The sequence below is a fragment of the Streptomyces sp. WMMC500 genome, from assembly GCF_027497195.1.
Taxonomy (GTDB): domain Bacteria; phylum Actinomycetota; class Actinomycetes; order Streptomycetales; family Streptomycetaceae; genus Streptomyces.
The window spans coordinates 5,758,709-5,784,573 of the sequence record NZ_CP114905.1; the positions used below are offsets into that span (position 1 = coordinate 5,758,709).

Genomic DNA, 25,865 nt, shown 5'->3' on the forward strand with positions numbered 1-25,865 from the left:
GATCCGGCAGGGTGTCGTTCGACGCAGGGGCAGAGGACGGCACACGGCCGCCCGCGACGAGATCGAGGAGACGCGCGATGCGCTACATGATGCTGATCGAGCCGGACCTGGAGCGCAGCCCGAAGGACGGGATGCCCAGCCAGGAGATCATGGACGAGATGGGCAAGCTGCTGGAGGAGATGACCAGGTCGGGGGTGCTGCTGGACACCGCCGGGCTGAAGCCCGCGGAGGAGGCCGTACGGGTCACCTCCGACCGCGGCAACCTGTCCGTGGTCGACGGGCCGTTCACCGAGGCCAAGGAACTGGTCGGCGGCTATCTGATCGCCCAGGTCAAGTCGAAGGAGGAGGCCCTGGAGTGGGCCAACCGCTTCCTGAAGGTGCACGGTGACGAGTGGGTCATCACCCTGGAGCTGCGGGAGATCATGGAGCCGTAGTCGATCGTGACGGCCCAGGTCAGGGCCGTTGCGAGTTGCCTCCGGCCGGGGCGGGCTGTTCTGATGTGGGGCTGTGACGGCTTCGCAGGACGCCCGCCCCCGGCGGGAGGACGCACCCCGGCCGCCCGCCGGCGCGCGGGGGGCCGCCGACCGCGCCGTGGCCGCGGTCTGGCGGATCGAGTCCGCGCGGATCATCGCGGGCGTGGCCCGTATCGTGCGCGACGTCGGGGTGGCGGAGGAACTGGCGCAGGACTCGCTGGTCGCCGCCCTGGAGCAGTGGCCCGAGTCGGGCGTGCCCGACAACCCCGGCGCGTGGCTGACGGCCACGGCCAAGCGGCGGGCCATCGACCTCGTACGCCGCAAGGAGCGCTACGCGCGCAAGCTGGCGGAGATCGGCCACGACCTGGAGAGCCGCCGCCCGGAGGGCGAGGCGCAACTCGCCGCGGTCCTCGACGACGACATCGAGGACGACCTGCTGCGGCTGGTGTTCACGGCCTGCCACCCGGTGCTGTCCACGCCCGCGCGGGTGGCGCTCACGCTGCGGCTCCTCGGCGGGCTGACCACCGACGAGATCGCGCGGGCGTTCCTGGTCACGGAGCCGACGGTGGCGCAGCGCATCGTCCGGGCCAAGCGGACGCTGGCGAAGGCGGAGGTGCCGTTCGAGCAGCCGCAGGGTGCGGAGCGGGCGGAGCGGCTGGCGTCGGTGCTGGAGGTCATCTACCTGGTCTTCAACGAGGGCTACTCGGCGACCGCGGGCGACGACTGGATGCGCCCGGGGCTGTGCGAGGACGCGCTGCGGCTGGCCCGGGTGCTCGCGGGGCTGATGCCGAAGGAGCCGGAGGTGCACGGGCTGGCGGCGCTGCTGGAGATCCAGGCGTCGCGGGCGGCGGCACGCACGGGGCCCGACGGTGAGCCGGTGCTGCTGCTGGAGCAGAACCGCCGACGGTGGGACCACCTGCTGATCCGGCGCGGGTTCGCGGCGCTGGCGCGGGCGCAGTCGCTGGTCGCGGCGGGGGCGCCGGGGCCCGGCCCGTACGCGCTGCAGGCGGCCATCGCCGCCTGCCACGCGCGGGCGCCGCGGGCGGAGGACACGGACTGGGGGCAGATCGTCCGGCTCTACGAGGCGCTGGCGCGGGTGGCGCCGTCGCCGGTGGTGGAGCTGAACCGGGCGGTGGCGGTGTCCATGGCGTACGGGCCCGGGGAGGCGCTGCGGATCGTCGACGGGCTCGCGGACGAGCCGGCGCTGAAGGACTACCACCTGCTGCCCAGCGTCCGCGGCGACCTGCTGCGGCGGCTGGGGCGGGCGGCGGAGGCGCGGGCGGAGTTCGCGCGGGCGGCGGACCTGACGCGCAACGCGCAGGAGCGCACGCTGCTGCAGACCCGAGCGGAGTCCTCGCCGGACGGGCTATAGCGGACGGCGGTGGTCCGTGACGGAGGGGCCGTGGCGGCACGGGGCGTGGCCGACAGGCGTGGGGGAGACGGGCCGTGGCGGGACAGGCGAGGCGGACCGCGGGGGGGACCGGGCGGGCTGAGACGGGCCGTCGCGAGACGGGGCCGTGGCAGGCCAGGTCGTGGCGGGGCGAACCATGGGAGACGGGGCGCTGCGGGGCGGAGGCGCGGAGAACGGTGGTGGACAGGGCTGCGGTGACGCCCGCGCGGACGCGCCCCGGGTGCCGGGCGGTCCCGGAGCCGGCCCGGTCCGGCTGCGCCGGTCCTCCCGTTCTCAGTCCTCCAGCACCAGCGGCAGGCCGAAGAGGGGGAACAGGCGGTCCACGCCCAGGAAGTTGTTCATCCCCGTGACCTTGCCGTCCTCGATCTCCAGGATCTGGATCGCCCAGGCGCGGTGCCCGCCGGTCTCGGGGTCCGGGTGGTACTGCGCGAAGGCCGGCATGCCGTTCGCCGAGCAGGGGACCAGGCGGGAGCCGCGGCAGACCGAGCCGGTGCCGAGGAACCAGGTGCGGATGTCCTCCGGGCCGCGCAACCACAGGGGCAGCGGGGGCATGGAGAGGACGACGTCCTCGCGCATGAGCGCCGTGAGCGCATCCAGGTCGTACCGCTCGAAGGCGTCCACGTACCGCTCCAGGAAGCGCTGCTGGTCCGCGTCCAGCGGCTTGGCCGGCTCGCTGTCCGCCGGGGCCTCGGTGGCCAGCGTCGCGCGGGCGCGCTGCAGCGCGCTGTTCACCGACGCCACGGAGGTCTCCAGCAGCTCCGCGACCTCGCTCGCCTTCCAGGCGAACACGTCCCGCAGGATCAGCACCACGCGCTGGCGCGGCGGCAGGTGCTGCAGCGCGGCGACGAAGGCGAGGCGCACGGAGTCGCGCTGGGCCGCGACCTCGGCCGGGTCGCCGCCCTCGGGGAGCACCTTCGCGTCCGGCATCGGCTCCAGCCACGTGGCCTCCGGTAGGGCCGCGCCGAGGACGACCTCCGGGGACGTCGTGGCCGCGCCGGGCGAGGACAGATCCATCGGGCGGGCGCGGCGCTGGGGGCTGCCGTGCATGTCGAAACAGACATTCGTGGCGATGCGGTACAACCACGAGCGCATCGACGCGCGGCCCTCGAAGCGGTCGAAGCCCTTCCAGGCGCGCACCATCGTCTCCTGGACCGCGTCCTCCGCCTCGAAGGCGGAGCCGAGCATGCGATAGCAGTACCCGGTCAGCTCGACGCGGTGGGACTCCAGGCGATTCTCCACCGGCTCTTCCGCGGCGGGGGCCGCCACCGTTTCTCTGGTCACGCCCGCCATCGTACGGGCGGGCACCGACAACGGTCATCGGGTGCGACAGATGCACAGAATTCACCAACCGGCTATCGCAAGGGCTTACTTCCCGCCACCCGGCGTGGCACTGTGCGGCTGATGTTGATCAGAGCAACCCGACCAGGAGTGCCCATGACCGGCAGACCCACCCGACGTACGGCCCTGCTCACCGCCCTCGGCGCGGGCGCCGCCGCCACGCTTCCGGCCGCCGGCGCGCACGCGGCCGGCGCGAGGCCCGAGCCGCCCGTCGCCGTCACCGACCAGAAGTCCCGCCGCGTGCTCGTCCTCGACCCCCGCCTGCCGTGGGACTCGGCGGACGCCGTGCGCTGGGCCTTCTCGCCGGAGGGCGACGAGAGGTACGCGGACCTGGTGCCGCAGGCGAGCTGGACGTACGTCGACGAGGCCAAGGCCCGCCGCCGCAGGGGCCGTACGTACCTGCTGACCACCGCCTCCTTCGGCTTCGCCGCCGTCGTCGAGGTGCCCACCGGCCGCCGCTACTGGGCCGGTGCCCTCGCCGGCGGCACGGACACGGTCAACCCGCACAGCATCGAGCTGCTCCCCGACGGCAACGTCGCCGTCGCCGGCAGCACCGGCGACACCATCCGCCTCTACGCCGCGTCGCAGGGCCCGGCGAACGACACGTACGCCGAGTACCGCTTCGACGACGCGCACGGGCTCCAGTGGGACACCTGGCGCGGCGTGTTGTGGGCCATCGGCTACGACGAACTGATCGCCCTGAAGGTCGGCGGTACGCGCGCGGAGCCCACGCTCACCCGCGTCCACGGCGCCGCGCTGCCGCACCCCGAGGGCGTCCGGGCCGGCGGGCACGACCTCAGCCTCGTCGCGAGCCGTCCCGGCCGGCTGTGGCTGACCACCAACCACGCGGTGTACCAGTACGACATCGCCCGGCGCGAGTTCCGCCAGGACTTCGCCGGTGCGGCGCAGATCAGCCGGCGCAGCGTGAAGGCGGTCAGCGACGTGCGGGGGAGCGGCCGGGTCGCCACGACCGTGCCGGAGCCGGGGCTCGGCGAGACGTGGTGGACGACGACGGTGTCGGCGCACAACCCGGAGGGCGCGTACCGGCTCCCGGACGGCGGGATCTACAAGGCGCGCTGGTGGGTGCCGGAGCCCCGGTGAACGCCCGGTGACCCGGCCCGGGTCCGGCCGCGCCGGCGCCCCCACCGGACCCGACCTCCGGTGAGGTGAGGCTTCCGGCGTTCTGAAAGCCGGTGCCGGCCCGGCCCGTTCAGCCCTCGGGCTCCTCGGCGGTGGACCCGGCGTGCGTGCGCTTCCACTCCTCGAACTCCTTGCGCACCCGCCGGTCCATCGCCATCGCCACCTCCGCCTCCAGCACCTCCATCGACACCGGCCGCAACTGCTCCAGCGCGTCCGTCAGCCGCTCCACCTGCTCACCCGTCAGCTCGCCCGCCGGTGTGTCCAGGACGTCCGCCAGCACGTGCGCGCGTATGAGCCCGGTGAACAGCTCGGCGAGGTCGTCGGCGTGCGCGCGCACCTCGCGGCCGGCGGCGAGCACGGCGGCCAGCGGCACGCCCTTGGCCACCAGCTTCGACGAGGCGTCCAGCAGCCTTCTGCTGACGTGGATGAACTCCTCGCCCTCCACGGCGACATAGCCCATGTCGATGGACGTGGCGAGGTTCTCCGGCGAGACCTCGCCCGCGAACCGGTCGGCCAGCTCCTCCGGCGTGATGCGCACGGGGGTCTCCTCCGACCACGGCTTGGCCAGCGTCTCCTCCAGACCGAGCAGTTCGGCGGCGCCCCGTACGTCCCTGCCGCTCTCGAAGGCGGAGATCAACTCCGCGATGCCGCCCAGGGTGTGGCCGCGGTCCAGCAGAGCGGCGATCGTCCGCAGCCGGGAGAGGTGGTGTTCCCCGTACCAGGCGATACGGCCCTCGCGGCGCGGCGGTTGGAGGAGCTTGCGCTCGCGGTAGAAGCGCAGGGTGCGGACGGTGATGCCGGCGTGCTCCGCCAGCTCCCCCGTCCGGTATTCGCGTCCCACCGTCTGTCCCTTCCGCCGGTCTTCCGCGGTCTCTCGTCGGTCCTTCGTCCGTCTCCCGGCGTCCTCGCAGGTCTGCGCCGTACGCCCCGACCACCAGGGTAGGACCTCCCGCCGACACCCCACTCCCGGGCGGAAACCGATCACGCCGGCCCCCTACCCATGGGTAAGAAGAGGCCCTACTCTCATCGTGCCAGTGAATGCTGGCGCAATCGCGGCTCCACGGCAGGGAGGACGACGGCGATGACGCGCGAACACGTCAGGGTGGCGGTGATCGGCTCCGGCTTCGGCGGCCTCGGCGCCGCCGTACGGCTGCGCCGGGAGGGGATCACGGACTTCGTCGTGCTGGAGCGCGCGAGCGCGCTCGGCGGCACGTGGCGGGACAACGCCTACCCGGGTTGCGCCTGCGACGTCCCCTCCCACCTGTACTCGTTCTCCTTCGCGCCCAACGCCGAGTGGCCGCGCACCTTCTCCGGCCAGGAGCACATCCGGGAGTACCTGGAGCAGGTCGCCGACATCTTCGGCGTACGGCAGCACATCCGCTTCGACCACGAGGTGCGCGGCATCCGCTGGGACGACGACGAGCTGCACTGGGAGATCGACACCGCGCACCGCGAACTCACCGCCGACGTCGTAGTCTCCGCCACCGGGCCGCTGTCCGACCCCAAGGTCCCGGACATCCCCGGCCTCGACACGTTCCCCGGCAAGGTCTTCCACTCCGCGCGCTGGGACCACGACGTGCCGCTCGGCGGCAAGCGGGTCGCCATGGTCGGCACGGGCGCCTCCGCCATCCAGATCGTGCCGTCCATCCAGCCCGAGGTCTCCCGGCTCACCGTCTTCCAGCGCACGCCGCCGTGGGTGCTGCCGCGCGTGGACCGCGCCATCAGCGCGCCCGAGCGGTGGCTGCACGCGCGCGTACCCGCGACCACCAAGCTGCGCCGCGGCCTCCTGTGGGGCATCCGCGAACTTCAGGTGCAGGCGTTCACCAAACGTCCCAACGAGCTGGGATTCGTGGAGCTCATGGCCAAGCGGAACCTGAGCCGGGCGATCAAGGACCCCGACCTGCGCCGCAAACTCGTACCCGACTACCGGATCGGCTGCAAGCGGATCCTGCTGTCCAACGACTACTATCCGGCGCTCGCCCAGCCCAACGTCGACGTCGTCGCCTCCGGTCTGCGGGAGGTGCGCGGGTCGACCCTCGTGGCCGCCGACGGCACCGAGACCGAGGCCGACGCGATCATCTTCGGGACGGGCTTCCACGTCACGGACATGCCCATCGCCGACCGCATCAAGGGCCGTGACGGCACCACCCTCGCGGAGGCGTGGCGCGGCGGGATGGCGGCGCTGCGCGGCGCGAGCGCGGCCGGCTTTCCCAACCTGCTGACGATCATCGGCCCCAACACCGGCCTCGGGAACAGCTCGATGATCCTCATCATCGAAGCGCAGCTCACCTACATGGCCGACTTCGTCCGCCGCCTCGACCAGCTCGGCGGGTCCGGCGGCCGGGTCGCGCTCGACGCGCGCCCGTCCGCGGTGAAGGACTGGAACACGCGCGTGCAGGAGCGGATGAAGCGCACGGTGTGGAACACCGGCGGCTGCGATAGCTGGTACCTGGACGCGAACGGGCGCAACACGACCGTGTGGCCGGGCACGACGACCGAGTTCCGGAAGGTGACGAGGAAGGTGCACGTGGAGGAGTACGAGCTGCTGCGCGCCGGGGACGGGACGCCGCGCGCGGCGGGCCTCGCGCCGGAGTCCGCCGGAACCCACCGGGGTGAGGAGGCCGTCCGATGAGCCGGCTCATGCACGTCACCTCCGGCCCGTACGCCCCGCCCGTACCCCGGCGCGAGCTGACCGCCGTCTCCGCCGACGGCACCCGGCTGTACGTCGAGGAGCACGGGCCGAAGGACGCGCCCGCCGTCGTCCTCGCGCACGGCTGGTGCTGCTCGACGGCCTTCTGGGCGCCGGTCGTCCGGCAGCTCGCACCCGCGCACCGCGTCATCGTCTACGACCAGCGCGGCCACGGCCGCAGCCCCGCCGGCGGCGTCGGCTCGTACCACACCGCCACCCTCGCCGACGACCTCGGCGCGGTGCTCGACGCGGCGCTGGCGCCCGGCGAGAAGGCCGTGATCGGCGGCCACTCGATGGGCGGCATGACGCTGATGGCCGCCGCCGGGCGGCCGTATCTGCGCGAGCGGGCCGCGGCCGTGCTGCTGTGCAGCACGGGCAGCGCGCAGTTGGTGCCCGAGTCGCGGGTGGTGCCGCTGCGGGCGCGGGCGCTGCGCTCCGCGGTGCAGCGCGCGCTGCTGGTCTCGAAGCTGCCGATGGGGCCGGTGACGCCGCTGTCGAAGAAGGTGCTGGGCCCGGCGATCCTGGGGCGCGGCGCCACCCCGGCGCAGATCGAGGCGAGCGTCCGCATCGTCTTCGCCAGCCCGCGCAGGGCGCGCGGCGCCTGGGGACGGGTGCTGGCGACCCTCGACCTGGACGCGGAGGTCGCGCGGATGCCGGTGCCGGCCGCGGTGGTGCACGGCGCCGCCGACAAGCTCACGCCGGTGCGGCTGGCGCGGAGGATCGACGAGCTGCTGCCGCAGAGCGCGGGGTTCACCGAGCTGCCCGGGCTGGGGCACATGACGCCGATCGAGGCGCCGTACGCGGTCGCCGAGGTGCTGCGCGAACTCGTACGCGACCACCTGGCGGGAGCACCGGCGGGGGCGCAGGCTGAAGAGACCGCCGGGGGACCGGCCGAGACCGTCGAGCCGGCCGGGACGCCCGGGACGGCAGCCGGGCCGGCCGCCGCGGCGGCCACCGAGAAGGAGGAGGCGGGCGCATGAGCCGCCGGCACGGACTGGAGGGCAGGACCGTCGTCGTCACCGGCGCCGCCCGCGGCGTCGGCGCGCTGCTGGCGCGCCGGCTGGCGGCGCGCGGGGCGCGGCTCGCACTGGTGGGGCTGGAGCCGGACGAGCTCAAGAAGGTCGCCGACGCGCTGCCGGGCGACTCCGCCCACTGGCACGCGGACGTCACCGACCACGAGGCGATGGCCGGCGCCGCCGCCGAGGTCGAGGAGCACTTCGGCGGCGTCGACGTGGTCGTCGCCAACGCGGGCGTCGCCACCGGCGGCCCGTTCCTCGACTCCGACGCCCGCTCCTTCGACCGCGTCATCGAGGTCAATCTGCTGGGCAGCGTGGCCACCGCCCGCGCCTTCCTGCCGGCGCTGGTCCGCGCGCGCGGCTACCACCTCCAGATCGCCTCGCTCGCCGCGATCACGCCCGCGCCGATGATGGCGGCGTACTGTGCGTCGAAGTCCGGCGTGGAGGCGTTCGCGCACTGCCTGCGCGCCGAGGTCGGCCACCAGGGCGTGGACGTCGGCGTCGGCTATCTGAGCTGGACCGACACCGACATGGTGCGCGGCGCCGACGCGGACGAGGTGCTGCGCGACATGCGGGCGCGGCTGCCGTGGCCGTCGAACAAGACGTATCCCCTCGCGCCCGCCGTCGAGCGGCTGGTCGCGGGCATCGAGCGGCGCTCGCCGCACGTCTATGGGCAGTGGTGGCTGCGCGGCATGCAGTCGGTGCGCGGCGCGCTGCCGTCGGTCGTCAGCGGGCCGCTGGCGAAGCGGGAGATGGGGAAGCTGGCGCCGCTGCTCGCGGCGACGCGCGCGGCGCGCGGCGGGCTGGTCGGCGCCGGTGGCGCGGCGGACGAGCGGACGCGGGCGCTGCGCGGGAAGCGGAAAGCGTAGGCCCCGGAGCGGGACTACGGCGGAGGGGCGCACCCGCGTGGGGTGCGCCCCTCGTGCGTGCCCGAACCGCGTCGGGTCAGCGTTCGTCCTGCTCGTCGTCGCGGCGCTCCCGCATACGGTCGCGGCCCTGCTCAGCGCCCTCCTGGGCGCGCTGCGAAGGGTCCTGGTCCTGCTGCCGGCCGCGCTCACGGCTCTGCTGGCCCTGCTCGCGGCTCTTCTGCGCGGCTTCCTTCGCCTTCTCGGCCGCGTCGCTGGCCATGTCCTTCGCCTTGTCGAATGCGCCCATCTTGTTCATCACTCCTAGTGCGAGAGGGTGTTGGGGCCCTCCTCAGGCTTACATACGCGGCTCAATGCCGCATTTCGGGATCAAGTGCCTTTGCGTCCCGCGGGTCTTCTACGCCTGCCGCGAGCGCGCCGGCAGCGGCGGCCGGCTCCGGTCCGGCACGTCGGCGTAGTCCGGCGGCACCGCGGCCGGGTGCTCGCGCAGCAGTTCCAGCGCGGTGGCCACCGCGACGTTCAGCTCGGAGGTCCGGCCCTCCGCCCAGTCCAGCGGCGTGCGTTCGGCGACCACGTCGGGCGAGACGCCGGCGTTCTCCACGCCCCAGCCGTACTCGTCGAACCAGGCCGCGTTCATCGGCACCGTGATCACCGTGCCGTCGCCCAGCCGGTGCCGGCCCGTCATGCCGACCACCCCGCCCCACGTGCGCAGCCCCACCACCGGGCCGAGGCCGAGCAGCTTGAACGCCGCCGTGATCATGTCGCCGTCCGACGACGTCGCCTCGTCGGCCAGCGCCACCATCGGCCCGCGCGGCGCGGTCGAGGTGTACGAGACGGGCTGCGCGTTGCGCGTCAGGTCCCAGCCCATGATCGTGCGGGTCAGCTTCTCCAGCACCAGCTCGCTGATGTGCCCGCCCGCGTTGCCCCGTACGTCCACGATCAGCGACTCGCGGTTCATCTCCATCCGCACGTCCCGGTTGAACTGCGCCCAGCCGCTGGCGACCAGGTCCGGGATGTGCAGGTAGCCGCAGCGCCCGCCGCTCAGCTCGTGCACCACCGCGCGCCGCGCCGCCACCCAGTCCTGGTAGCGCAGCGGCCGGTCGTCGACCAGCGGCACCACGGCCACCCGGCGCAGCCTCCCCCCGCCGCCCGCGATCGCGAACGTCAGCTCCACCGACGTGCCCCCCGCCCCCTCCAGCAGCGGGTACGGGCCCGTGACCGGGTCGACCGCGCGGCCGTCGACGTGGGTGAGCACCGAGCCTTCCGGGATGCCGGTGCCGGCCAGCGGGGAGCGGGCGCGGGTGTCGGAGGAGTCGCCGGGCAGGATGCGGGCCAGGGCCCAGCCGCGGCCGTCGCGGGTGCGGACGAAGTTCACGCCGAGGAAGCCGATGGGCCGCCGGTAGTGCGGCGGGCCCTCGTTGCGGCGGGCGGGCGTAACGTACGCGTGCGACGTGCCCAGCTCGCCCAGCACCTCGCGCAGCAGGTCGGCGAACTCGTCCGGGGTGGCCACGCGGTCCAGCAGCGGCCGGTACTGCGCCAGCACCGCGTCCCAGTCGACGCCGCACATGTGCGGCTCCCAGAAGAACGCCCGCATGATCCGGCCGGTCTCGGCGTACGCCTGGTGCCACTCGGCCACCGGGTCGGCGACGTGCAGCACCCGCCGCAGGTCGATGTACACGGTGGTGTCCGGGTCCGCCCGGTCGGTCGCCGGGATCGCGCGCAGCGAGCCGCCGTCGTTGACCACCAGCCTGGTGCCGTCGCCGCTCACGGCGATCTCCGTGACCAGCGACGTCAGTTCGGTGAGCCGGGCGGTGGAGATGTCGAAGTGCTCCAGCGTCGGCCGGCCCGAGGTGTCCGCGGGGTTGGCGAACGTCTCGCCGAGCGCGCCGGAGATCGGCCAGCGCAGCCACACCAGCCCGCCGCCCGCGACCGGCAGCAGCGAGGAGTACTTCGACGCCGGCACCGGAATCGGCGCCACCCGGCTCTCCAGCCCCTCCGGTTCCACCAGCACCGTCCCGCCCCCCGCCGCCGACGGGCCGACCCGGTCCATCCCGCCGGCCGCGGGGCGGCCCTCGGCGGACAGCGCGAACGGCGAGGGCGTCGCGGGATGCAGCGGTACGAGGTAGGGGCGGGAGCCCAGCGGGAACGACAGGTCGCCGGTGTGCACGTCGTACACCGGGTCGAAGCCGCGCCAGGACAGGAACGCCAGATAGCGCCCGTCGCGCGTGAACACCGGCTCCTCGTCCTCGAACCGGCCGTCCGTCACGTCCACGATCGTCCGGTCCGCGATCCGGGCGATCTTGATCTGCCGCAGCGAGCGGCCGATGCCCGGGTGGGCCCAGGCGATCCACCTGGAGTCCGGCGAGAACGCCAGGTCGCGTACGGGCCCGTTGACCGACCTGATCAGCTCGGTGACCTGGCAGTCACCCGCCGCCTCGGCCGGCGACAGCTCCTCCGCGGCCCGTACCGCCTCCGCGAACTCCTCCGCCACCTCCACCGACATCCGCTCGTCGACGTGCACCCGCTCCGGCACCCGCACCAGCAGCAGCCGGCCGTCGTGCGTGGCGATCGCGATGTGCCGCCCGTCCGGCGAGGGCACCAGCGCCAGCACCCGGCCCAGCCGCCCCGCCGCCAGCCGCAGCGGCTCGCCCACGGCGCCGGTACGCGGCAGGTCCGCGATCTCGATGGCGTCGTCACCGGCCGCGTCCGTGACGTACGCGACGCGGTTGGTGTCGCCCAGCATCTCCGGCAGTCTGATCCGCGCCCCGGGAGCGTCGGTGATCGTGCGCGCCGGGCCGTCCCGGTGGGTCAGCCAGTACAGCGCGCCGCGCACCGCGAGCGCGCTGGCGCGCCCGGTGGTGTCGACTGTCAGCCCGTGCACGTTGTTCTCCGCGGCCACCTGGTACGGCCGCCGCCCGACCCGGGGGCTGCCGAGCCGCACGTCGAGGCGGCGCGGCTGCCCGGCGGGGCCGAAGTCCTCGGCGAGCCACAGCTCGCCGGCGCACTGGTAGACGACCCGGTGGCCGTCCGTGGCGGCGTTCCTGGCGTAGAACTCGGCGTGGTCGCTGTGCCTGCGCAGGTCCGTGCCGTCGGGGAGGCAGGAGTAGAGGTTGCCGACGCCCTCGTGGTCGGAGAGGAAGGCGATGCGCGTGGCGGCCGGCGGGCCGACGAACATCACGCACTCCACGTGCCCGCCGAGGTTCGCGAGCAGCCGCTCGCCGTGCAGGTAGATGCGGCCGGTGGCGCCGCCGCGGTAGCGCTTCCAGGCGGCGGGCTCGTGCGGCGGGCGGCCGGTGAGCAGCAGCGTCCTGCGGCAGCCGGACAGCTCGGCGACCGCGATGTCGTCGACCGGCCCCCAGGGCAGCCGGCGACCGGGGGAGCCGTCGGTCGGCACCAGATAGGACCACGTCTGGTACGACAGCGGCTGCCCCTGTGAGGAGACCGCGAGGATCTGCGGCGCGGCGTCCTCGGCCGGCGGCGTCCACCCGCACACCCGGGTGTCCGGGCTGCCCCAGTACGTCAGCCGCCGGGCCCCGCCGCCCTCGGCGGACACGACGTGGATCTCGGCGTCGAGGCTGTGCCAACTGGTGAACGCGATGGACCGCCCGTTCGGCGAGAACCGCGGATGCCCCACGCGGGTGCGGTCGACGGTCAGCCGCCAGCCCCGCTCCGGCTTCGCGCCGGGCGCGGGCAGCGGGGCGAGCCAGAGGTCGTCCTCGGCGGCGAAGCAGAGGAGGTCGCCGTGGAGGTGGGGGAAGCGGAGGTAGGGCAGGCCGGGGCCGGGCGCGGCGGTGCTCTCGGAACCGTCTGTCACAATCTCCATGTTTCGGGGCGTAAGGGGCAACGGCAAGTCGGCGGCGGTTTCGCGAGGTGAGCGCTGTTGCCATCTCTTTGCAATTGGTTTGTATGACCGGGTGCCGTCCTGCCGATACATATGGGCGAACCGCCTGCCGGCCGACGGAGGGACGCCGCCATGCATGTGCCCGACGGATTCATCGACGCACCCGTCTCGGTCGCCGCCGGCGCGGTCGCCGCCGGGGCCGTGGCCGTCAGCCTGCGCGGCGCCCGGCACGAACTGGCCGAACGGACGGCGCCGCTGGCGGGGCTCGTCGCGGCGTTCGTCTTCGCCGTGCAGATGCTGAACTTCCCCGTCGCGGCGGGCACGAGCGGGCACCTGCTCGGCGGCGCGCTGGCGGCGATACTCGTGGGGCCGTGGACGGCCGTGCTGTGCATCGCCGTGGTCCTGCTGATGCAGGGACTGCTCTTCGCGGACGGCGGGCTCACGGCCCTGGGCGTGAACATCACGCTGATGGGCGTGGTGACGGTCGCCGTGTCGTACGCCGTGTTCCGTGCGCTGTTCGGGGTGCTGCCGCGGGGGCGGGGCGGACTGGGCGGGCTGGGGGTGGCCACGTTCGTCGCGGCGGCGCTGTCGGTGCCGGCCTCGGCGCTGGCGTTCACAGGGCTGTACGCGCTGGGCGGCACCGCGGACGTGTCGCTGACGAAGGTCGCCACGGCGATGGTGGGCGTCCACCTCCTCATCGGCCTCGGCGAGGCGGCCATCACCACGGCGACCGTCGCCTCGGTGGCCGCGGTCCGCCCGGACCTGATCCACGGCGCGCAGGGCGTGCGGCGCCCGCTCGAACTGCGCACGGCGACGGTGGCGCGGCCGGGCGACGGGGCCACGGCGCCGCTCCCGGAGCGTACGGGCACCGTCCCGGCGGGCGCCGGCACGGTCCCGGCGGGCGGCGGCACGGTGCAGGGGGCCGCCGGCCCGCGGCCGGGGCGCAGCCCGGGGCGGGTCTGGGCCGTCGGTGTGGCCGCGTCCCTCGTCCTCGCCGGGGTCGTGAGCTTCTACGCCTCCTCCGACCCGGACGGCCTGGAGAAGGTCGCGGGCGACAAGGGCATCGCCGAGGAGGAGAAGGAGCACGCGCTGTCCGACTCGCCCCTGGCGGACTACGGCGTCGAGGACATCACCGACGCCCGTCTCTCCGGCGGCCTCGCCGGCGTCATCGGCGTCACGGTCACGCTGGCGGTGGGCAGCGGGGTGTTCGTCGCGGTCCGCCGCCGCCGGGGCGGCGCGGCACCTCTGAGCGCCGCGGCGGGAGCGGGCGGCGGCGAGGGACCTGGCGAGGGACGCGGCGAGGGACGTGCGGACAAGGATCCCGGGAGGGTGCCCGCCGCCGGACCGGCGACCGCGGCGGAGGAGCCCGGCTCCCCGGACCGCGGAGGCGCGGTCCCGGGCCCCCGCGAGACGGACCCGCGGCCCCCGGCCCGGCCGGAGGGCTGAGCCCTGGGAGCGGGGCACGCGCACAAGCTGTACCGGCACGGCGACTCGCCCGTCCACCGGCTGCCCGCGCACGCGAAGCTCGTCGCCGCCTTCTCCTTCGTCCTGGTCGTCGTCGCCACACCCCGCGAGGCGGTCTGGGCGTTCGGCGCGTACGCGCTGCTGCTCGCCGGCGTCGGCGCCGCCGCGCGCGTGCCGCCGGGGTTCGTGCTGGGGCGGCTCGTCATCGAGGTGCCCTTCGTCGCCTTCGCGGTCCTCCTCCCCTTCGTCGCGGAGGGCCCGCGCACCGACGTCCTCGGGCTCTCCCTCAGCGAGTCCGGCCTCTGGAGCGCCTGGAACGTCCTCGCCAAGGGCACCCTCGGCGTCGCCGCGTCCGTGCTGCTCGCCGCGACCACCGAACTGCGCGCCCTGCTCCTCGGGCTGCAACGGCTGCGCATGCCGCCGCTGCTCGTGCAGATCGCGACGTTCATGGTCCGCTACGGCGACGTGATCGCCGACGAGCTGCGCCGGATGCGCATCGCCCGCGAGTCCCGCGGCTTCACCGCCCGCGGCCCGCGCCACTGGGGTGTGCTCGCCCGTACCGCGGGGGCCCTGTTCATCCGTTCCTACGAGCGCGGTGAGCGCGTCCACCTCGCCATGGTCAGCCGCGGCTACACGGGTACGATGCCGGTCGTCGACCGGGCCGTTGCCACCCGGGCACAGTGGTCGTCCGCCGCCGCGCTGCCGCTGACCGCCCTCGCCGTGTGCCTGCTCGGATGGAGCTCCCTGTGACAGAGCCGACCCAGCCGACGGAGCCGACGGAGCCGGCACGGAGACCGCCCCCCTCGCTGGAAGTCGCCGGTCTCGCCTACGCCTACCCCGACGGCCACCAGGCCCTCTTCGGCGTCGACCTCACCGTCGAACGCGGCGAGCGCGTCGCCGTCCTCGGGCCCAACGGTGCCGGCAAGACCACGCTCGTCCTCCACCTCAACGGCATCCTCGGCGGCGGTGCCGGCACCGTCCGCGTCGCCGGACTGCCCGTGGAGAAGCGGAACTTCGCCGAGATACGCCGCCGCGTGGGGATCGTCTTCCAGGATCCCGACGACCAGTTGTTCATGCCCACCGTCCGCGACGACGTCGCCTTCGGCCCGGCCGCCGGCGGCATGCGCGGGCCGGAACTGGAGGCGTGCGTACGGCGGGCACTGGCACAGGTCGGCATGGCGGAACACGCGGACCGGCCGCCCCACCACCTCTCTTTCGGCCAGCGCCGCCGGGTCGCCGTCGCCACCGTGCTGGCCATGGAACCGGAGGTGCTCGTGCTGGACGAGCCGTCCTCCAACCTCGACCCCGCCGCCCGCCGCGAACTCGCCGACATCGTGCGCTCCCTCGACGTCACCGTCCTGATGGTCACCCACGACCTCCCCTACGCCCTCGAACTGTGCCCCCGCTCCGTCGTCCTCGGCGGCGGGCTGATCGTCGCCGACGGCGCGACCAAGGAACTCCTCCTCGACGAGGAGCTGATGGCCGCGCACCGATTGGAAATACCCTTCGGCTTCGACCCGGGCCGGGCATAGGGTCCGAAGCATGCCCGAACTCCCGCGCGCGATACCGGCCCCGACGCCCGCACCGGAACAGTCCCACGCCACCGTCGCCACACTGCGGCGCTTCCCGGTCAAGTCCATGCTCGGCGAACGGCTGCCGCAGCTCGTCATCGACGAGCGCGGCACGGTCGGCGACCGCCTCTGGGCCGTCACCTACGGCGACGGCAAGCTCGGCAGCGGCAAGAACTCCCGCCGCTTCCGCCGCGCCGAGGGCCTGCTCCACTTCTCCGCCTCCTACCCCGCGGGTGACGAGGGCACCGGCCGCCCGCACGTCGTCACCCCCGACGGCCGCGACCTGCGCGACGACGCGCACCTGGCCGAACTGCTCGGCGCCGACGTACGGCTGGCCCGCGAGGACGCCGTCCCGCACTTCGACGAGTGCGCCGTGACGCTGATCGGCACCGCCTCCCTGCACGCACTGGGCCGCATTCTCGGCGACACCGAACCGGCCGACGCCCGCCGCTTCCGCAAGAACATCCTGCTGGACACCGAGGAACCCTGGATCGAGGAGGACTGGGTGGGCCGGGAGGTGGCCGTGGGCGAGGAGGTGCGGCTGCGGATCATCAAGCGGGTGAAGCGCTGCGTGATGACGACGATGGCGCAGCGCGACCTGCCGGAGGACCGCCGGGTGCTCAAGACGCTGACCGCCGACCGCGGGATGTGCCTCGGCGTGGCCGCCGACGTCCTGACCCCCGGCACCGTACGCCTCGGCGACGCCGTACGCCCCCGCTGACCGGTCGCCGGGCGCCCGGCTCCTCAGCCCACCCGCGGCGGACCGGCCGGCGGCGGGCCCGCGGGCGGCGGCCCCGCCGAGGGCGGTGCGGCGGGCGGCGGCGCGGCGGGAGGCGGTGCAGCGGGAGGCGGTGGCGCGGCCGGCGCCGGGGCCCGCGGTGTCGCGTCCTGCCGCGCCTGCGGCTGGAAGCGCGGCTGCGCCCCGGGCGCGGGCCGCCCCGCCGGCTGCGGCGGTACGTAACCGCCCGCCGCCGGTGCGGACACCCCGGCCGCCGTCTCCGGCGCGCGCAGCATCAGCGCGATCACCGCGACGGCTATCAGCGAGCCGCCGACGTAGGTGGCCAGGACGAGCCAGCCCTCCGTGTCCTCCGTGTACCCGTCCCAGCCGAGAACGGGTATCCGGCCGTCGGTCGGCACGTCGTTCGGGTAGTCGGTGATCGTCATGCCGATCATGCGGCGGACGTTGATGTAGAGGTAGACCCCGAGGACCACGATCGCCGCTCCGCGCACCACCGGCCTGCGCATCAGCGCCAGCACGCCGACCAGCAGCAGCGCCGCCGGGAAGACCGCCTCCCAGAACTCCGTGGACCCGGCGAGCGCCGGGGCGAACGACTCGCCGGGGTCGGCCAGGCCCTTGAAGTACTGCCCGGCGCTGATCCCGCCCTCGTCCCGGGTCAGCATGCGCACGATCCAGCCGACCAGCGCGAGGCCGAGCACCAGCATCAGCCCGCCGGAGACCAGGTAGGACTGCGACCCCCGCGCCGGCGCCCCCGCCGCGCCTCCGCCCGGCCGGTCGCCCGCGCGCAGCATCAGCACGACCACGGTCGCCGAGAACAGCAGGGCGACCCCCCAACTGCCGAAGATCGCGACCTCCAGGTCGTTGCCCCCGACGTACCAGTGCCGGAACTGGTCGCTCGACGCCAGACCGACCAACTCGCGCGCGGCGGTCGCGAACATCACGAACCCGCACAGCAGCGCGGCCCCCCGCCCCGCCCGCCGGTTCAGCGCCACGAGCACCCCGGTCACCAGCAGCGCCACCGTGAACGCCCACACGTACGGGCTGAAGAGCTCGGGCTCCAGCAGGATCCGCGGGTCGTAGAGCGCCTTCAGGAAGTCGTCGACCCCGGTGCTCACATGGTCGAAGTCGTAGGCGAGCCAGCCGACGACCATCCGGCCCAGGGCCGTGAGCAGCACCGCCGCGGCCAGATACGCACCCAGGTGCCGCGGCGGCCCATACCGGTCCGGCGCCGCCGCGGACGGCTGTTTCGTCCCCTGGTCGAGCACTGCCATGGTCGTCCCCCGTTGCCTGCGGTGCGGAGATTCCATCCTGAAGGCGAACTCCCGCGGAAAAAACCCCTGTGGATAACCCCTGTTGCGTACTTGTCACCCGCCGCGGACCGGCCGGCTACGAAGCCGGCGGCACGGGCACTGCCCGGCCGCCGAGCGGGCTGCTACCTTTTCCGTAGTGGGGCATTCCGCAGGTATGGATCACGCCTGCAGGGGCCTGGGTCCCGCGCCAGATCGAGTATCTCGGTACGTGGAATGACCGCCCCCCCACATGTGGAAGGAGGTTGGGGACGGGACCTTCCATGGGCGCCCGCCCCCGACTACCCATGAGTCGTGGAAAGTTATCGGCAGTCGTCGCCCTGGGTCTCGCGTTGACGTTGTCCGCGGGCATGGCGCCGGCGGCTGCCTCGGCGTCACCGGCCGAAACCCGGCAGGTCCGGGTTGCGCTGACCAAGGTCGCCACCGCGGCGGCGCCCACCGCCGGGGCCGTCGGTCCTGACGGCTCGGTGTGGATCGGCGAACGCGCCGGCGCCGTGCGGGTGCTCGACGACCAGGGTCTGAGCGAGCCGGTCGTCGACATCACCGGTGAGACCACCACCGACGGCGAGCGCGGGATCGCCGACATCGCGTTCAACCCCGACTTCACGCGCTTCTACCTGTCGTACACCGACATCGACGGTCACAGCACCGTCGACGAGTTCGACGTGGTCGACGGCGAGGTGCGGGAGGACACCCGGCGCACCGTCCTCTTCCAGGAACAGCCGGGCCCCGCGCACAACTCCGGCCACATCGCCTTCGGCCCCGACGGAATGTTCTACATCTCCCTCGGCGACGGCGACTTCTCGCTGGAAGGCGATCCGTACGACAACGGCCAGAACCTCGGCACCCTGCTGGGCAAGGTGCTGCGGATCGACCTCGACGCCGGTGACCCGTACGGGATTCCGCCGGACAACCCGTTCGTCGACGTCCCCGGTGCCCGCGGCGAGATATGGGCGTACGGCCTGCGCAACCCGTGGCAGTTCTCCTTCGACGCCGCGAACGGCGACATGTGGCTCGGCGACGTGGGCCACCTGGAGCGCGAAGAGATCAACCTCGCCCCCGCCGGAGTGGGCGGCCAGAACTACGGCTGGCCCCTCATGGAGGCGACCCGCCCGCACCGGGGCACGGAACCGGCCGACCACAGCCCGCCGGTGCACGAATGGCAGCACGGTCTGAGCGGCGTCTGCGACTCGGTCACCGCCGGCTTCGCCTACCGGGGCGACGACATCCCGGATCTGCAGGGCTCGTTCGTGTTCGCCGACTACTGCAGCGGCGATCTGCAGGCCCTGGAGACGCAGAACGGCCAGGTGACCGAGGTGCTCGACCTCGGCGCCAACGCCGGCTGGGTGAGCACGTTCGTGCAGGGGCTCGACAACGAGCTGTACGTGTTCGACATGGGCGGCTTCGGCGGCGGCGGGGGCACACCCTCCGGCTCCGTCTACCGCATCGGTCCCGCCTGACGGCACCCGGTCGGGCGCCGCGGTTCGCCGTCACGTTCCGGCGGCGCACCGCGGCGCACCCCGGGCACCCCGCCCGCTACGCCGGAAGCAGAACCAGCGCGATCCCCGCCAGCATCAGGCACGCCCCCGCGATCCGCGGCCCACCGAACCGCTCCTTGAGGAACACCGCCCCGATGGCCGCCCCCACCACGATGCTCGATTCGCGCAGCGCCGCTATCGGCGCCAGCGGGGCGCGCGTCTGCGCCCAGAGCACCAGCCCGTACGCCGTGATGGAGATCGCCCCGCCCAGCAGGCCGCGTACCGCCACCGGCCCCAGCGTGCGCACCACCCCCGGGCCGCGCAGCACCAGCGCCGTCAGCGGGATCCACGGGCCCATCAGCAGCACCAGCCAGGCCGTGTAGCCCATCGCGCTGCCGGAGGCGCGGACGCCGACCCCGTCGACGATCGTGTACGCCGCGATGGCCAGGCCCGTCGCGAACGCCGCGGCCAGGGCCGGCCAGTCGGGGCGGGTGTCCGCGCCGCGCAGCCCCCACAGGGCGATGCCGCTCAGGCCCGCGCACGCCACCGCGACGCCCGCGGTCTGCCACAGGCCCAGCCGCTCGTCGAGGAAGAGATGCGCGACGGCCGCGACGACGAGCGGGGCCGTGCCGCGGGCAATCGGGTAGACCTGCCCGAAGTCGCCCAGCCGGAACGACTGCATGAGCAGCGTCATGTACAGGAGGTGGACGGCGACCGAGGCCAGCAGCCACGGCCACGCGCCGGCCGCCGGGACCGGCACGAAGAACACCGCGGTCCCCGCGATCAGCACGTCGCCCACGCCGATGAGCGCGAAGACGACCAACTGGTCCTTGAACCCGTGCGCGAGGGCGTTCCACGAGGCGTGCATCACGGCCGCCGCGAGGACCGCCGCGGCTATGAGGGGCGTCACACCCCCGGCTCGCGCACCTCGGCCACGTCGGCGACCCGCGCGCCCGCGTGCGCGACGAGGTCCTTGGGGGCGAGGGGGAACACGGTGTGCGGGTCGCCGGCGGCGGCCCAGACCTCGCCGTGGTCGAGGAGCCCGCGGTCGGCGAGGACCGTCATGCGCGTCACGTGTCCGAAGGGCGGCACGCCGCCGATGGCGTACCCCGTGGCCTCGCGCACCACCGCCGCGTCCGCCCGGCGCACGACCGCGGCGCCCAGCTCGGCCCGTACGCGCTCGGTGTCCACCCGCGAGGCGCCGTCCATCAGGACGAGCACCGGTACGCCGTCCGCCGCGAAGATCAGGGACTTGACGATCTGGCTCAGCTCGCAGCCGATGGCCTCCGCCGCCTGCGCCGCGGTGCGGGTGGCGGCGGGGAAGCGGCGTACCGGGACGCTCAGGCCGAGGTCGGCGAGGGCGGCGGCGAAGAGCGGGTGTGCGGTGTCGGCTGTCGTCATGCAGGTGACGTTAACGCCCGGTGTACGGGCCACGCGAACACATTCCGCGCCCCGGGACCCGGCGCGTACGGGCCGGGCCCCGGGGGGCGTACGCCTCAGCCGCCGTGCGCCTCCAGCACGTCCCTCACCAGCGGGCCGGCGAACTCCCCGCCGTGCCCGATGTTCGGCACCGTGGCCGCCGCCGCCAGATCACCGCGGTACGCGGTGAACCAGGCGTCCGTCTCCTCCTGGCCGCCCATCTCCGCCGAACCCGTCTTCGCGCCCACCCCGGTCAGCCCGCTCATCGCCGCCGCCGCCGTCCCGGACGTCGCCGTCTCCTCCATCAGGGCCCGCAGCGACTCCGCCGTCGACGGCTTCATCGTCTTCGGCGCGGTCGCGAACTGCCGCCCGTCGAACTCCTGCGGCACCAGGTACGGCTGCTTGAACACGCCGGCCTTCGCGGTCGCCGACACCGACGCCATCGTCAGCGGGTTCATCCGGACGCCGCCCTGGCCGATCAGCGACAGCGCCATCTCCACGCCGGACTGCACCGGCACCGACCCGTCGAAGGTACGCACGCCCGTCTGCCAGTTGAGCCCGATGCCGAAGACGTCCCGGGCCTGGTTCGTCAGGTCGTCGTTCTCCAGCTTCTCGGCCATCGAGATGAACGCGGTGTTGCAGGAGGCGGTGAAGGACTGCGCGAACGTGCCGCCCTCGATGGTGAACGAGTCGTCGCCGACGTTCTCGAACTCCCAGCCGCCGTAGGCCTTGTACCGGGGGCACGGGTGCGCCCTGTCGGGCGCGGCCAGACCCTTGTCCATGAGCATGGAGGCCGAGACGACCTTCATCGTCGAGCCGGGCGGCAGCGTGCCCTGCAGCGCGGTGTTGAAGCCGTTGCCGGTCTGGTTGGCGACGGCGAGCACCTCGCCGGTGCTGGGCCGCAGCGCCACCAGCGCCGCGCCGCCCTGCCTGGCGACGGCCGCCTCGGCGGTCTCCTGCACGTCCGCGTCCAGCGTCGTCTTCAGCGTGCCGGTCTTGGGCCTGGAGAGCTCCAGAAGCGTCTCGGGCGTGCCCGCCTTGTCGTCGTCGTCCTTCTCGCCCTTCTTCCTGCGGTCCTCGTCCCGCTTGGCGGGCTCCGTCCAGACCTTGACGCCCGCCTTGCCGCCAGCTTTCGCGCCGTAACGTTCGCGCAGGTCGGCGATGACGGGCACCAGCGAGGGGTACTTCTCGGGGTCGAGCTTGACGCCGTTGCGGTCCACCGCCCTGATCGGCGGCGCCTCGGTCGATCCCGTGCGCAGCCGCTCGCCCTCGGCGAGCTTGGGATGTATGACGGACGGATCCCAGGCGACCTCGACCTCGCCCGTCTTCTCGTCCCGTACGACCTCGAGCGCCGAGTTGTACGCCCAGGGCTTGACGGTGTCCTCGAAGGTCACCACCGCGTCGACGCTGAACGGCACCTTCGTGCCCTGCGGCCGGCCGGGCGTCAACTTGACCTGCTCCACGCCGGCGTCCTTGCGGTAGGAGGTGAGGCCGGCGAGGGCCGCCTTCCTGTCGTCGGTCATCCCGGCCGCGGTCTGGGTGCTGTCGCCCGCCCAGGCGGCCAGGAAGTCCGCGGCGGCCTCGGCGGCCTCCTTGGGTCCTGGCGGCCCGGTCTTCACCGGATCGGATGAGGCCGGCGCCGACAGGGTGTTGCCGGCGCCTTCCGTCTCGTCGTCCTCCAGGAGGCTGTACGCGCCGAACCCCGCCGCGCCGACGACCGCGGCACCGACTCCGACGACTACTGCGATCCGGGTGCGCGTCGCTCGCGTCGACGCACCTGATCCGGCGCGTCTGCGCCGGTGGCTGCCCGCCATCTGCCGTGCTCCCTCTGCGCGCCCCGAGACCATGTCGACCCTGCGTCAAGCACATTAAGCCACCTGCCGCACCGGCGCCCACCCGTGGTGGCGGCGCTCAGACCCAACTCCCCAGCCACATGCGCGCCTCCCAGGCGTCGCGCGTGAGGGTCTCGCCCGTGTAGATCGGCCAGAAGTAGATGAAGTTCCACAGGACGAGCAGGACGAGCACCCCCGCGGCGACCACGCCCGCCGCCCTGCGCCATTCGGTGGGCTGGGCCGGGCCCGGGCCATCGGCGGACGTGCCCGTGCCCGTGAGCGCGGCGGTGCCGGCGCGGGCCATCGCGCCGAGCATCATCGTCACCGCCAGACACAGGTACGGGACGAAGACGACGGCGTAGAAGAGGAAGATCGTGCGCTCCTGGTAGAAGAGCCACGGGACCCAGCCGGCCGCGACGCCGCACAGGATCGCGCCCGCGCGCCAGTCGCGGCGCAGGCCCCAGCGGTAGAGCGCGTAGACCACGGCCGCGACGCCCAGCCACCACAGCAGCGGGGTGCCCAGGGCCAGGACCTCGCGGGCGCAGTTCTCCGTCGCGTCGGCGGGGCAGCCGTCCTCGCCGGGGCGGGGGTCGTCCCAGAAGTACGACACGGGCCGGCCCACCACGGGCCAGCTCCACGGGTTGGAGTCGTAGGTGTGGCCGGAGTCGAGGTTGACGTGGAACCTGTAGACCACCGCGTGGTAGTGCCACAGGCTGCGCACGGCATCGGGGACGAACGGGAACGCGGTGTCGCGGTCCTCGGCCCAGCCGCGGAAGTAGCCGTTGTCGGAGGTGAACCAGCCGGTCCAGGAGGCGACGTAGACGGCCGCGGCCACCGGCACCGTGGAGAGGAACGCCGGCACGACGTCGAGGCGCAGTGCGCGCGCGTACGGGCGGCGGGATCCGGCCGTACGGCGTGCGCCCGCGTCCCACACCACCGTCAGCAGGCCGAACGCGGCGAGGATGAACAGCGCGTTCCACTTGGTGCCCAGCGCGAGGCCCATGCACACGCCGGCGGCGAGCCGCCACGGCCGCGCCCCGAGCCGCAGCCCGGAGGCCACCGCGTCGTCCGGCCGCCCCGCGGGCAGCGCGGCGGCCAGCCGTTCGCGTGCCCGGTCCCGGTCCACCAGCAGGCAGCCGAACGCCGCCAGCACCCAGAACATCAGCACCAGGTCGAGCAGCGCCGTGCGGCTCATCACGAAGTGCAGCCCGTCCACCGCCATCAGCAGCCCCGCCAGACAGCCGAGGAGCGTCGAGCGGAACAGCCGGCGGCCGATGCGGCACAGCAAGAGCACCGACAGCGTGCCGAGCAGGGCGACGACGAAGCGCCAGCCGAAGGGGTCGAGGCCGAACGCCCACTCGCCGAGAGCGATCATCCACTTGCCGACGGGCGGGTGGACGACATAGCCGGGGTCGTCGCTGAGCGGGATGACCTGCGGGTCGTCGAGCAGCTTGTCGTTGGCGTCCTTGGGCCAACTGCCCTCGTAGCCGAGCTGCAGCAGCGACCAGGCGTCCTTCGCGTAGTACGTCTCGTCGAATATCACAGCGCGCGGGCTGCTCAGGTTCACGAACCGCAGCACCCCGGCGAAGAGCGCCACGAGCAGCGGCCCGCCCCACGCGCTCAGCCGCGCGACCCGCGCCGCCGTCGCCGCGGGCACCCCGGCCACCTGCAGCAGCCGCGCCCCGGAGCGCCGGTACGGCGGCACCAGCCGCTCCGTGACGCCGGGCTCGCGCCGGGGCACGTACCCGAACGCGCGAAGCCGCCGCTGCCACGCGGGGGCGGGCGCGGACCGGCTCTGCGCGGGCTGCGTCACGGTGTCACTGCTCACGGGGGCCCATCCTAGGTGTGCCCGCCCGCGGCGCAGGCGGGCCGATCCGCACCGGCGCGCACGGCCCGTACGCCGGCCGCGCCCGCCTCGCGGGCCGTGGCGGCCGGCGTGGCAGTATGAAAGGTCGCCGAAGGCACCCGTGGCCTTGACGCAACATGGTGAAGATGCAGGTGAGATGACGGTGACAGGACTCCTCGTACTGGCGGGCACGCCCATCGGCGACCCCGCCGACGCCCCGCCGCGGCTGGCGGCCGAGCTGGCCGCCGCGGACGTCATCGCCGCCGAGGACACCCGCCGGCTGCGCCGGCTGACGCAGGCGCTCGGGGTGCAACCGACGGCCCGCGTCGTGTCGTACTTCGAGGGCAACGAGAGCGCCCGTACCCCCGACCTCGTCGAGGAACTGGCCGGCGGCGCGCGCGTGCTGCTGGTCACCGACGCCGGCATGCCCTCCGTCTCCGACCCCGGCTACCGCCTCGTCGCCGCCGCCGTACGGCGCGGCATCACCGTCACCGCCGCGCCCGGCCCGTCCGCGGTGCTGGCGGCGCTCGCGGTCTCGGCGCTGCCGGTGGACCGGTTCTGCTTCGAGGGCTTCCTGCCGCGCAAGCCGGGGGAGCGGCTGGCGCGGCTGCGCGAGGCCGCGGCCGAGCGGCGCACCCTGGTGTACTTCGAGGCCCCGCACCGGCTCGCCGGCAGCCTGGTGGCGATGGCCGGCGTCTTCGGCGAGGACCGCAGGGCCGCCGTGTGCCGGGAGCTGACCAAGACGTACGAGGAGGTCAGGCGCGGCCCGCTGAAGGAACTGGCGGACTGGGCGGCCGACGGCGTGCGCGGCGAGGTCACGGTGGTGGTGGAGGGCGCCGCCGAGGCGGACCGCGAGCGGCCGGACGCCACGGAGCTGGCCCGCCGGGTCACCGTCCGTGAGGAGGCGGGAGAGGCGCGCAAGGAGGCCATCGCGGCGGTCGCCCGGGACGCGGGGGTACCCAAGCGCGAGGTGTTCGATGCGGTGGTGGCCGCGAAAAACTCGGCAAACAACTCTGTGTAGTCGAATCAAAACTCCTTCAATTGATGGTATTGACGGCTGCGGCCGGTGCCCGATGGGTGTCCACTGGAATAGGGGATGCGTTCCGGTGACTTGTCCCTCACATGGACAAGAGGAGCTGCCGATGTCCGAGCCCGAGCCAGTGACAGAGTCGTATGCCTTCGCCTGCATGATGTGCGGGCACGGCTGGGAACAGACCTACGAGATACACCACCACGTCGACGCGAAGGGCCGTCCCTTCGTCACGTACCACACCGGCGGGGAGCGGGTGCCCTCGCCGCTCACCCGGCCCACGTGCCTGAACTGCGGCGAGCACGTCGTACGGATCATGCGTGCCGGCCAGGTCCGGTCCGTCGAGTCGGTGCGGCAGCGGTCCCGCCGCGACTGACCCCGCGGGGGATTCCACCCGCCCCGCAC

General features: G+C 73.9%; 21 protein-coding genes and 1 pseudogene. 13 read left to right on the plus strand and 9 right to left on the minus strand.

Going from position 1 to position 25,865, the window contains the following annotated elements; genetic code table 11:
- Nucleotides 1-77 precede the first annotated feature (77 nt).
- Both O7599_RS24850 and O7599_RS24855 read left to right on the plus strand, forming a co-directional pair.
- The gene (locus tag O7599_RS24850; protein ID WP_281617827.1) at nucleotides 78-434 is read left to right on the plus strand and encodes a YciI family protein; all 357 of its coding nucleotides are present in this window, start codon (nucleotides 78-80) and stop codon (nucleotides 432-434) included.
- Nucleotides 435-507: 73 nt separating this feature from the next.
- A complete protein-coding gene (locus O7599_RS24855; protein WP_281617828.1) occupies nucleotides 508-1,845 on the plus strand; it encodes a sigma-70 family RNA polymerase sigma factor in 1,338 nt (445 codons plus the stop codon).
- Between the two features lie 312 nt (nucleotides 1,846-2,157).
- Here the strand turns inward: O7599_RS24855 and O7599_RS24860 are convergent, their stop codons facing one another.
- Nucleotides 2,158-3,165: a sigma-70 family RNA polymerase sigma factor gene (locus O7599_RS24860; protein WP_281617829.1), complete on the minus strand. Its 1,008-nt coding sequence runs from the start codon at nucleotides 3,163-3,165 to the stop codon at nucleotides 2,158-2,160.
- Between the two features lie 153 nt (nucleotides 3,166-3,318).
- Between O7599_RS24860 and O7599_RS24865 the strand changes: the two genes are divergently transcribed.
- Nucleotides 3,319-4,323, plus strand: a complete 1,005-nt coding sequence (locus tag O7599_RS24865) for a DUF6528 family protein (RefSeq protein ID WP_281617830.1) — start codon at nucleotides 3,319-3,321, stop codon at nucleotides 4,321-4,323.
- Nucleotides 4,324-4,432: 109 nt separating this feature from the next.
- Here O7599_RS24865 and O7599_RS24870 read toward each other — a convergent pair whose 3' ends face one another.
- The gene (locus O7599_RS24870) at nucleotides 4,433-5,203 is read right to left on the minus strand and encodes a MerR family transcriptional regulator (protein ID WP_281617831.1); all 771 of its coding nucleotides are present in this window, start codon (nucleotides 5,201-5,203) and stop codon (nucleotides 4,433-4,435) included.
- Nucleotides 5,204-5,443: 240 nt separating this feature from the next.
- Here O7599_RS24870 and O7599_RS24875 point away from each other — a divergent pair, with 240 nt between their 5' ends.
- From O7599_RS24875 to O7599_RS24885, 3 genes are read left to right on the plus strand one after another with little or no spacing between them, the layout of a single operon-like run.
- On the plus strand, nucleotides 5,444-6,994 hold the full coding sequence (locus O7599_RS24875; RefSeq protein ID WP_281617832.1) for an NAD(P)/FAD-dependent oxidoreductase: 1,551 nt from the start codon (nucleotides 5,444-5,446) through the stop codon (nucleotides 6,992-6,994).
- Nucleotides 6,991-8,031 (plus strand): alpha/beta fold hydrolase, encoded by a 1,041-nt coding sequence (locus O7599_RS24880; protein WP_281617833.1) that lies wholly within the window; start codon nucleotides 6,991-6,993, stop codon nucleotides 8,029-8,031. Before O7599_RS24875 ends, O7599_RS24880 begins: the two co-directional genes overlap by 4 nt.
- Nucleotides 8,028-8,936, plus strand: a complete 909-nt coding sequence (locus tag O7599_RS24885) for an SDR family oxidoreductase (protein ID WP_281617834.1) — start codon at nucleotides 8,028-8,030, stop codon at nucleotides 8,934-8,936. The genes O7599_RS24880 and O7599_RS24885 overlap by 4 nt, the downstream gene beginning before the upstream one ends.
- A 76-nt stretch (nucleotides 8,937-9,012) precedes the next feature.
- On the opposite strand, the gene O7599_RS24890 is transcribed toward O7599_RS24885, so the two are convergent.
- Both O7599_RS24890 and O7599_RS24895 read right to left on the minus strand, forming a co-directional pair.
- The gene (locus tag O7599_RS24890; RefSeq protein WP_281617835.1) at nucleotides 9,013-9,231 is read right to left on the minus strand and encodes a hypothetical protein; all 219 of its coding nucleotides are present in this window, start codon (nucleotides 9,229-9,231) and stop codon (nucleotides 9,013-9,015) included.
- Between the two features lie 99 nt (nucleotides 9,232-9,330).
- Nucleotides 9,331-12,756, minus strand: coding sequence for a S41 family peptidase (locus O7599_RS24895; RefSeq protein WP_281617836.1), 3,426 nt, complete (start codon nucleotides 12,754-12,756; stop codon nucleotides 9,331-9,333).
- A 150-nt stretch (nucleotides 12,757-12,906) separates the two neighbouring features.
- Between O7599_RS24895 and O7599_RS24900 the strand changes: the two genes are divergently transcribed.
- The 4 genes from O7599_RS24900 to O7599_RS24915 are packed head-to-tail and all read left to right on the plus strand — an operon-like array spanning nucleotide 12,907 to nucleotide 16,530.
- A complete protein-coding gene (locus tag O7599_RS24900) occupies nucleotides 12,907-14,220 on the plus strand; it encodes an energy-coupling factor ABC transporter permease (RefSeq protein WP_281617837.1) in 1,314 nt (437 codons plus the stop codon).
- A 3-nt stretch (nucleotides 14,221-14,223) separates the two neighbouring features.
- Nucleotides 14,224-14,988, plus strand: a complete 765-nt coding sequence (gene cbiQ, locus O7599_RS24905) for a cobalt ECF transporter T component CbiQ (RefSeq protein ID WP_281623502.1) — start codon at nucleotides 14,224-14,226, stop codon at nucleotides 14,986-14,988.
- On the plus strand, nucleotides 14,985-15,770 hold the full coding sequence (locus O7599_RS24910) for an ABC transporter ATP-binding protein (protein WP_281617838.1): 786 nt from the start codon (nucleotides 14,985-14,987) through the stop codon (nucleotides 15,768-15,770). The genes cbiQ and O7599_RS24910 overlap by 4 nt, the downstream gene beginning before the upstream one ends.
- 10 nt (nucleotides 15,771-15,780) lie before the next feature.
- On the plus strand, nucleotides 15,781-16,530 hold the full coding sequence (locus O7599_RS24915) for an MOSC domain-containing protein (protein ID WP_281617839.1): 750 nt from the start codon (nucleotides 15,781-15,783) through the stop codon (nucleotides 16,528-16,530).
- 23 nt (nucleotides 16,531-16,553) lie between these two features.
- On the opposite strand, the gene O7599_RS24920 is transcribed toward O7599_RS24915, so the two are convergent.
- Nucleotides 16,554-17,819, minus strand: coding sequence for a hypothetical protein (locus O7599_RS24920; protein WP_281617840.1), 1,266 nt, complete (start codon nucleotides 17,817-17,819; stop codon nucleotides 16,554-16,556).
- A 323-nt stretch (nucleotides 17,820-18,142) separates the two neighbouring features.
- Between O7599_RS24920 and O7599_RS24925 the strand changes: the two genes are divergently transcribed.
- Nucleotides 18,143-19,315: a PQQ-dependent sugar dehydrogenase gene (locus O7599_RS24925; RefSeq protein ID WP_281617841.1), complete on the plus strand. Its 1,173-nt coding sequence runs from the start codon at nucleotides 18,143-18,145 to the stop codon at nucleotides 19,313-19,315.
- Nucleotides 19,316-19,391: 76 nt separating this feature from the next.
- Here the strand turns inward: O7599_RS24925 and O7599_RS24930 are convergent, their stop codons facing one another.
- The 4 genes from O7599_RS24930 to O7599_RS24945 form a co-directional block, all read right to left on the minus strand.
- Nucleotides 19,392-20,243, minus strand: a complete 852-nt coding sequence (locus O7599_RS24930) for an EamA family transporter (protein ID WP_281617842.1) — start codon at nucleotides 20,241-20,243, stop codon at nucleotides 19,392-19,394.
- Nucleotides 20,240-20,734, minus strand: coding sequence for a YbaK/EbsC family protein (locus tag O7599_RS24935; RefSeq protein WP_281617843.1), 495 nt, complete (start codon nucleotides 20,732-20,734; stop codon nucleotides 20,240-20,242). The genes O7599_RS24930 and O7599_RS24935 overlap by 4 nt, the downstream gene beginning before the upstream one ends.
- Nucleotides 20,735-20,829: 95 nt before the next feature.
- On the minus strand, nucleotides 20,830-22,566 hold the full coding sequence (locus tag O7599_RS24940) for a penicillin-binding transpeptidase domain-containing protein (protein WP_281617844.1): 1,737 nt from the start codon (nucleotides 22,564-22,566) through the stop codon (nucleotides 20,830-20,832).
- 97 nt (nucleotides 22,567-22,663) lie between these two features.
- Entirely contained in the window at nucleotides 22,664-24,412 is a 1,749-nt protein-coding gene (locus O7599_RS24945) for a phospholipid carrier-dependent glycosyltransferase (RefSeq protein ID WP_281617845.1), read from the minus strand.
- 175 nt (nucleotides 24,413-24,587) lie between these two features.
- Between O7599_RS24945 and rsmI the strand changes: the two genes are divergently transcribed.
- Together rsmI and O7599_RS24955 are read left to right on the plus strand one after the other, a co-directional pair.
- Complete coding sequence (gene rsmI, locus O7599_RS24950) at nucleotides 24,588-25,451, plus strand: 16S rRNA (cytidine(1402)-2'-O)-methyltransferase (protein ID WP_281617846.1); 864 nt, start codon at nucleotides 24,588-24,590, stop codon at nucleotides 25,449-25,451.
- A 121-nt stretch (nucleotides 25,452-25,572) separates the two neighbouring features.
- Nucleotides 25,573-25,809 (plus strand): annotated as a pseudogene (locus O7599_RS24955) (hypothetical protein); the annotation flags it as partial.
- Nucleotides 25,810-25,865: the final 56 nt, after the last annotated feature.

Coding starts and splice junctions, on each gene's coding strand:
- rsmI (WP_281617846.1), top strand. CDS start 24,588: ATGACGGTGACAGGACTCCTCGTACTGGCGGGCACGCCCATCGGCGAC.
- O7599_RS24885 (WP_281617834.1), top strand. CDS start 8,028: ATGAGCCGCCGGCACGGACTGGAGGGCAGGACCGTCGTCGTCACCGGC.
- O7599_RS24850 (WP_281617827.1), top strand. CDS start 78: ATGCGCTACATGATGCTGATCGAGCCGGACCTGGAGCGCAGCCCGAAG.
- O7599_RS24940 (WP_281617844.1), bottom strand. CDS start 22,566: ATGGCGGGCAGCCACCGGCGCAGACGCGCCGGATCAGGTGCGTCGACG.
- O7599_RS24895 (WP_281617836.1), bottom strand. CDS start 12,756: ATGGAGATTGTGACAGACGGTTCCGAGAGCACCGCCGCGCCCGGCCCC.
- O7599_RS24935 (WP_281617843.1), bottom strand. CDS start 20,734: ATGACGACAGCCGACACCGCACACCCGCTCTTCGCCGCCGCCCTCGCC.
- O7599_RS24925 (WP_281617841.1), top strand. CDS start 18,143: ATGAGTCGTGGAAAGTTATCGGCAGTCGTCGCCCTGGGTCTCGCGTTG.
- O7599_RS24890 (WP_281617835.1), bottom strand. CDS start 9,231: ATGAACAAGATGGGCGCATTCGACAAGGCGAAGGACATGGCCAGCGAC.
- O7599_RS24875 (WP_281617832.1), top strand. CDS start 5,444: ATGACGCGCGAACACGTCAGGGTGGCGGTGATCGGCTCCGGCTTCGGC.
- O7599_RS24865 (WP_281617830.1), top strand. CDS start 3,319: ATGACCGGCAGACCCACCCGACGTACGGCCCTGCTCACCGCCCTCGGC.
- O7599_RS24915 (WP_281617839.1), top strand. CDS start 15,781: ATGCCCGAACTCCCGCGCGCGATACCGGCCCCGACGCCCGCACCGGAA.
- O7599_RS24880 (WP_281617833.1), top strand. CDS start 6,991: ATGAGCCGGCTCATGCACGTCACCTCCGGCCCGTACGCCCCGCCCGTA.
- O7599_RS24920 (WP_281617840.1), bottom strand. CDS start 17,819: ATGGCAGTGCTCGACCAGGGGACGAAACAGCCGTCCGCGGCGGCGCCG.
- O7599_RS24900 (WP_281617837.1), top strand. CDS start 12,907: ATGCATGTGCCCGACGGATTCATCGACGCACCCGTCTCGGTCGCCGCC.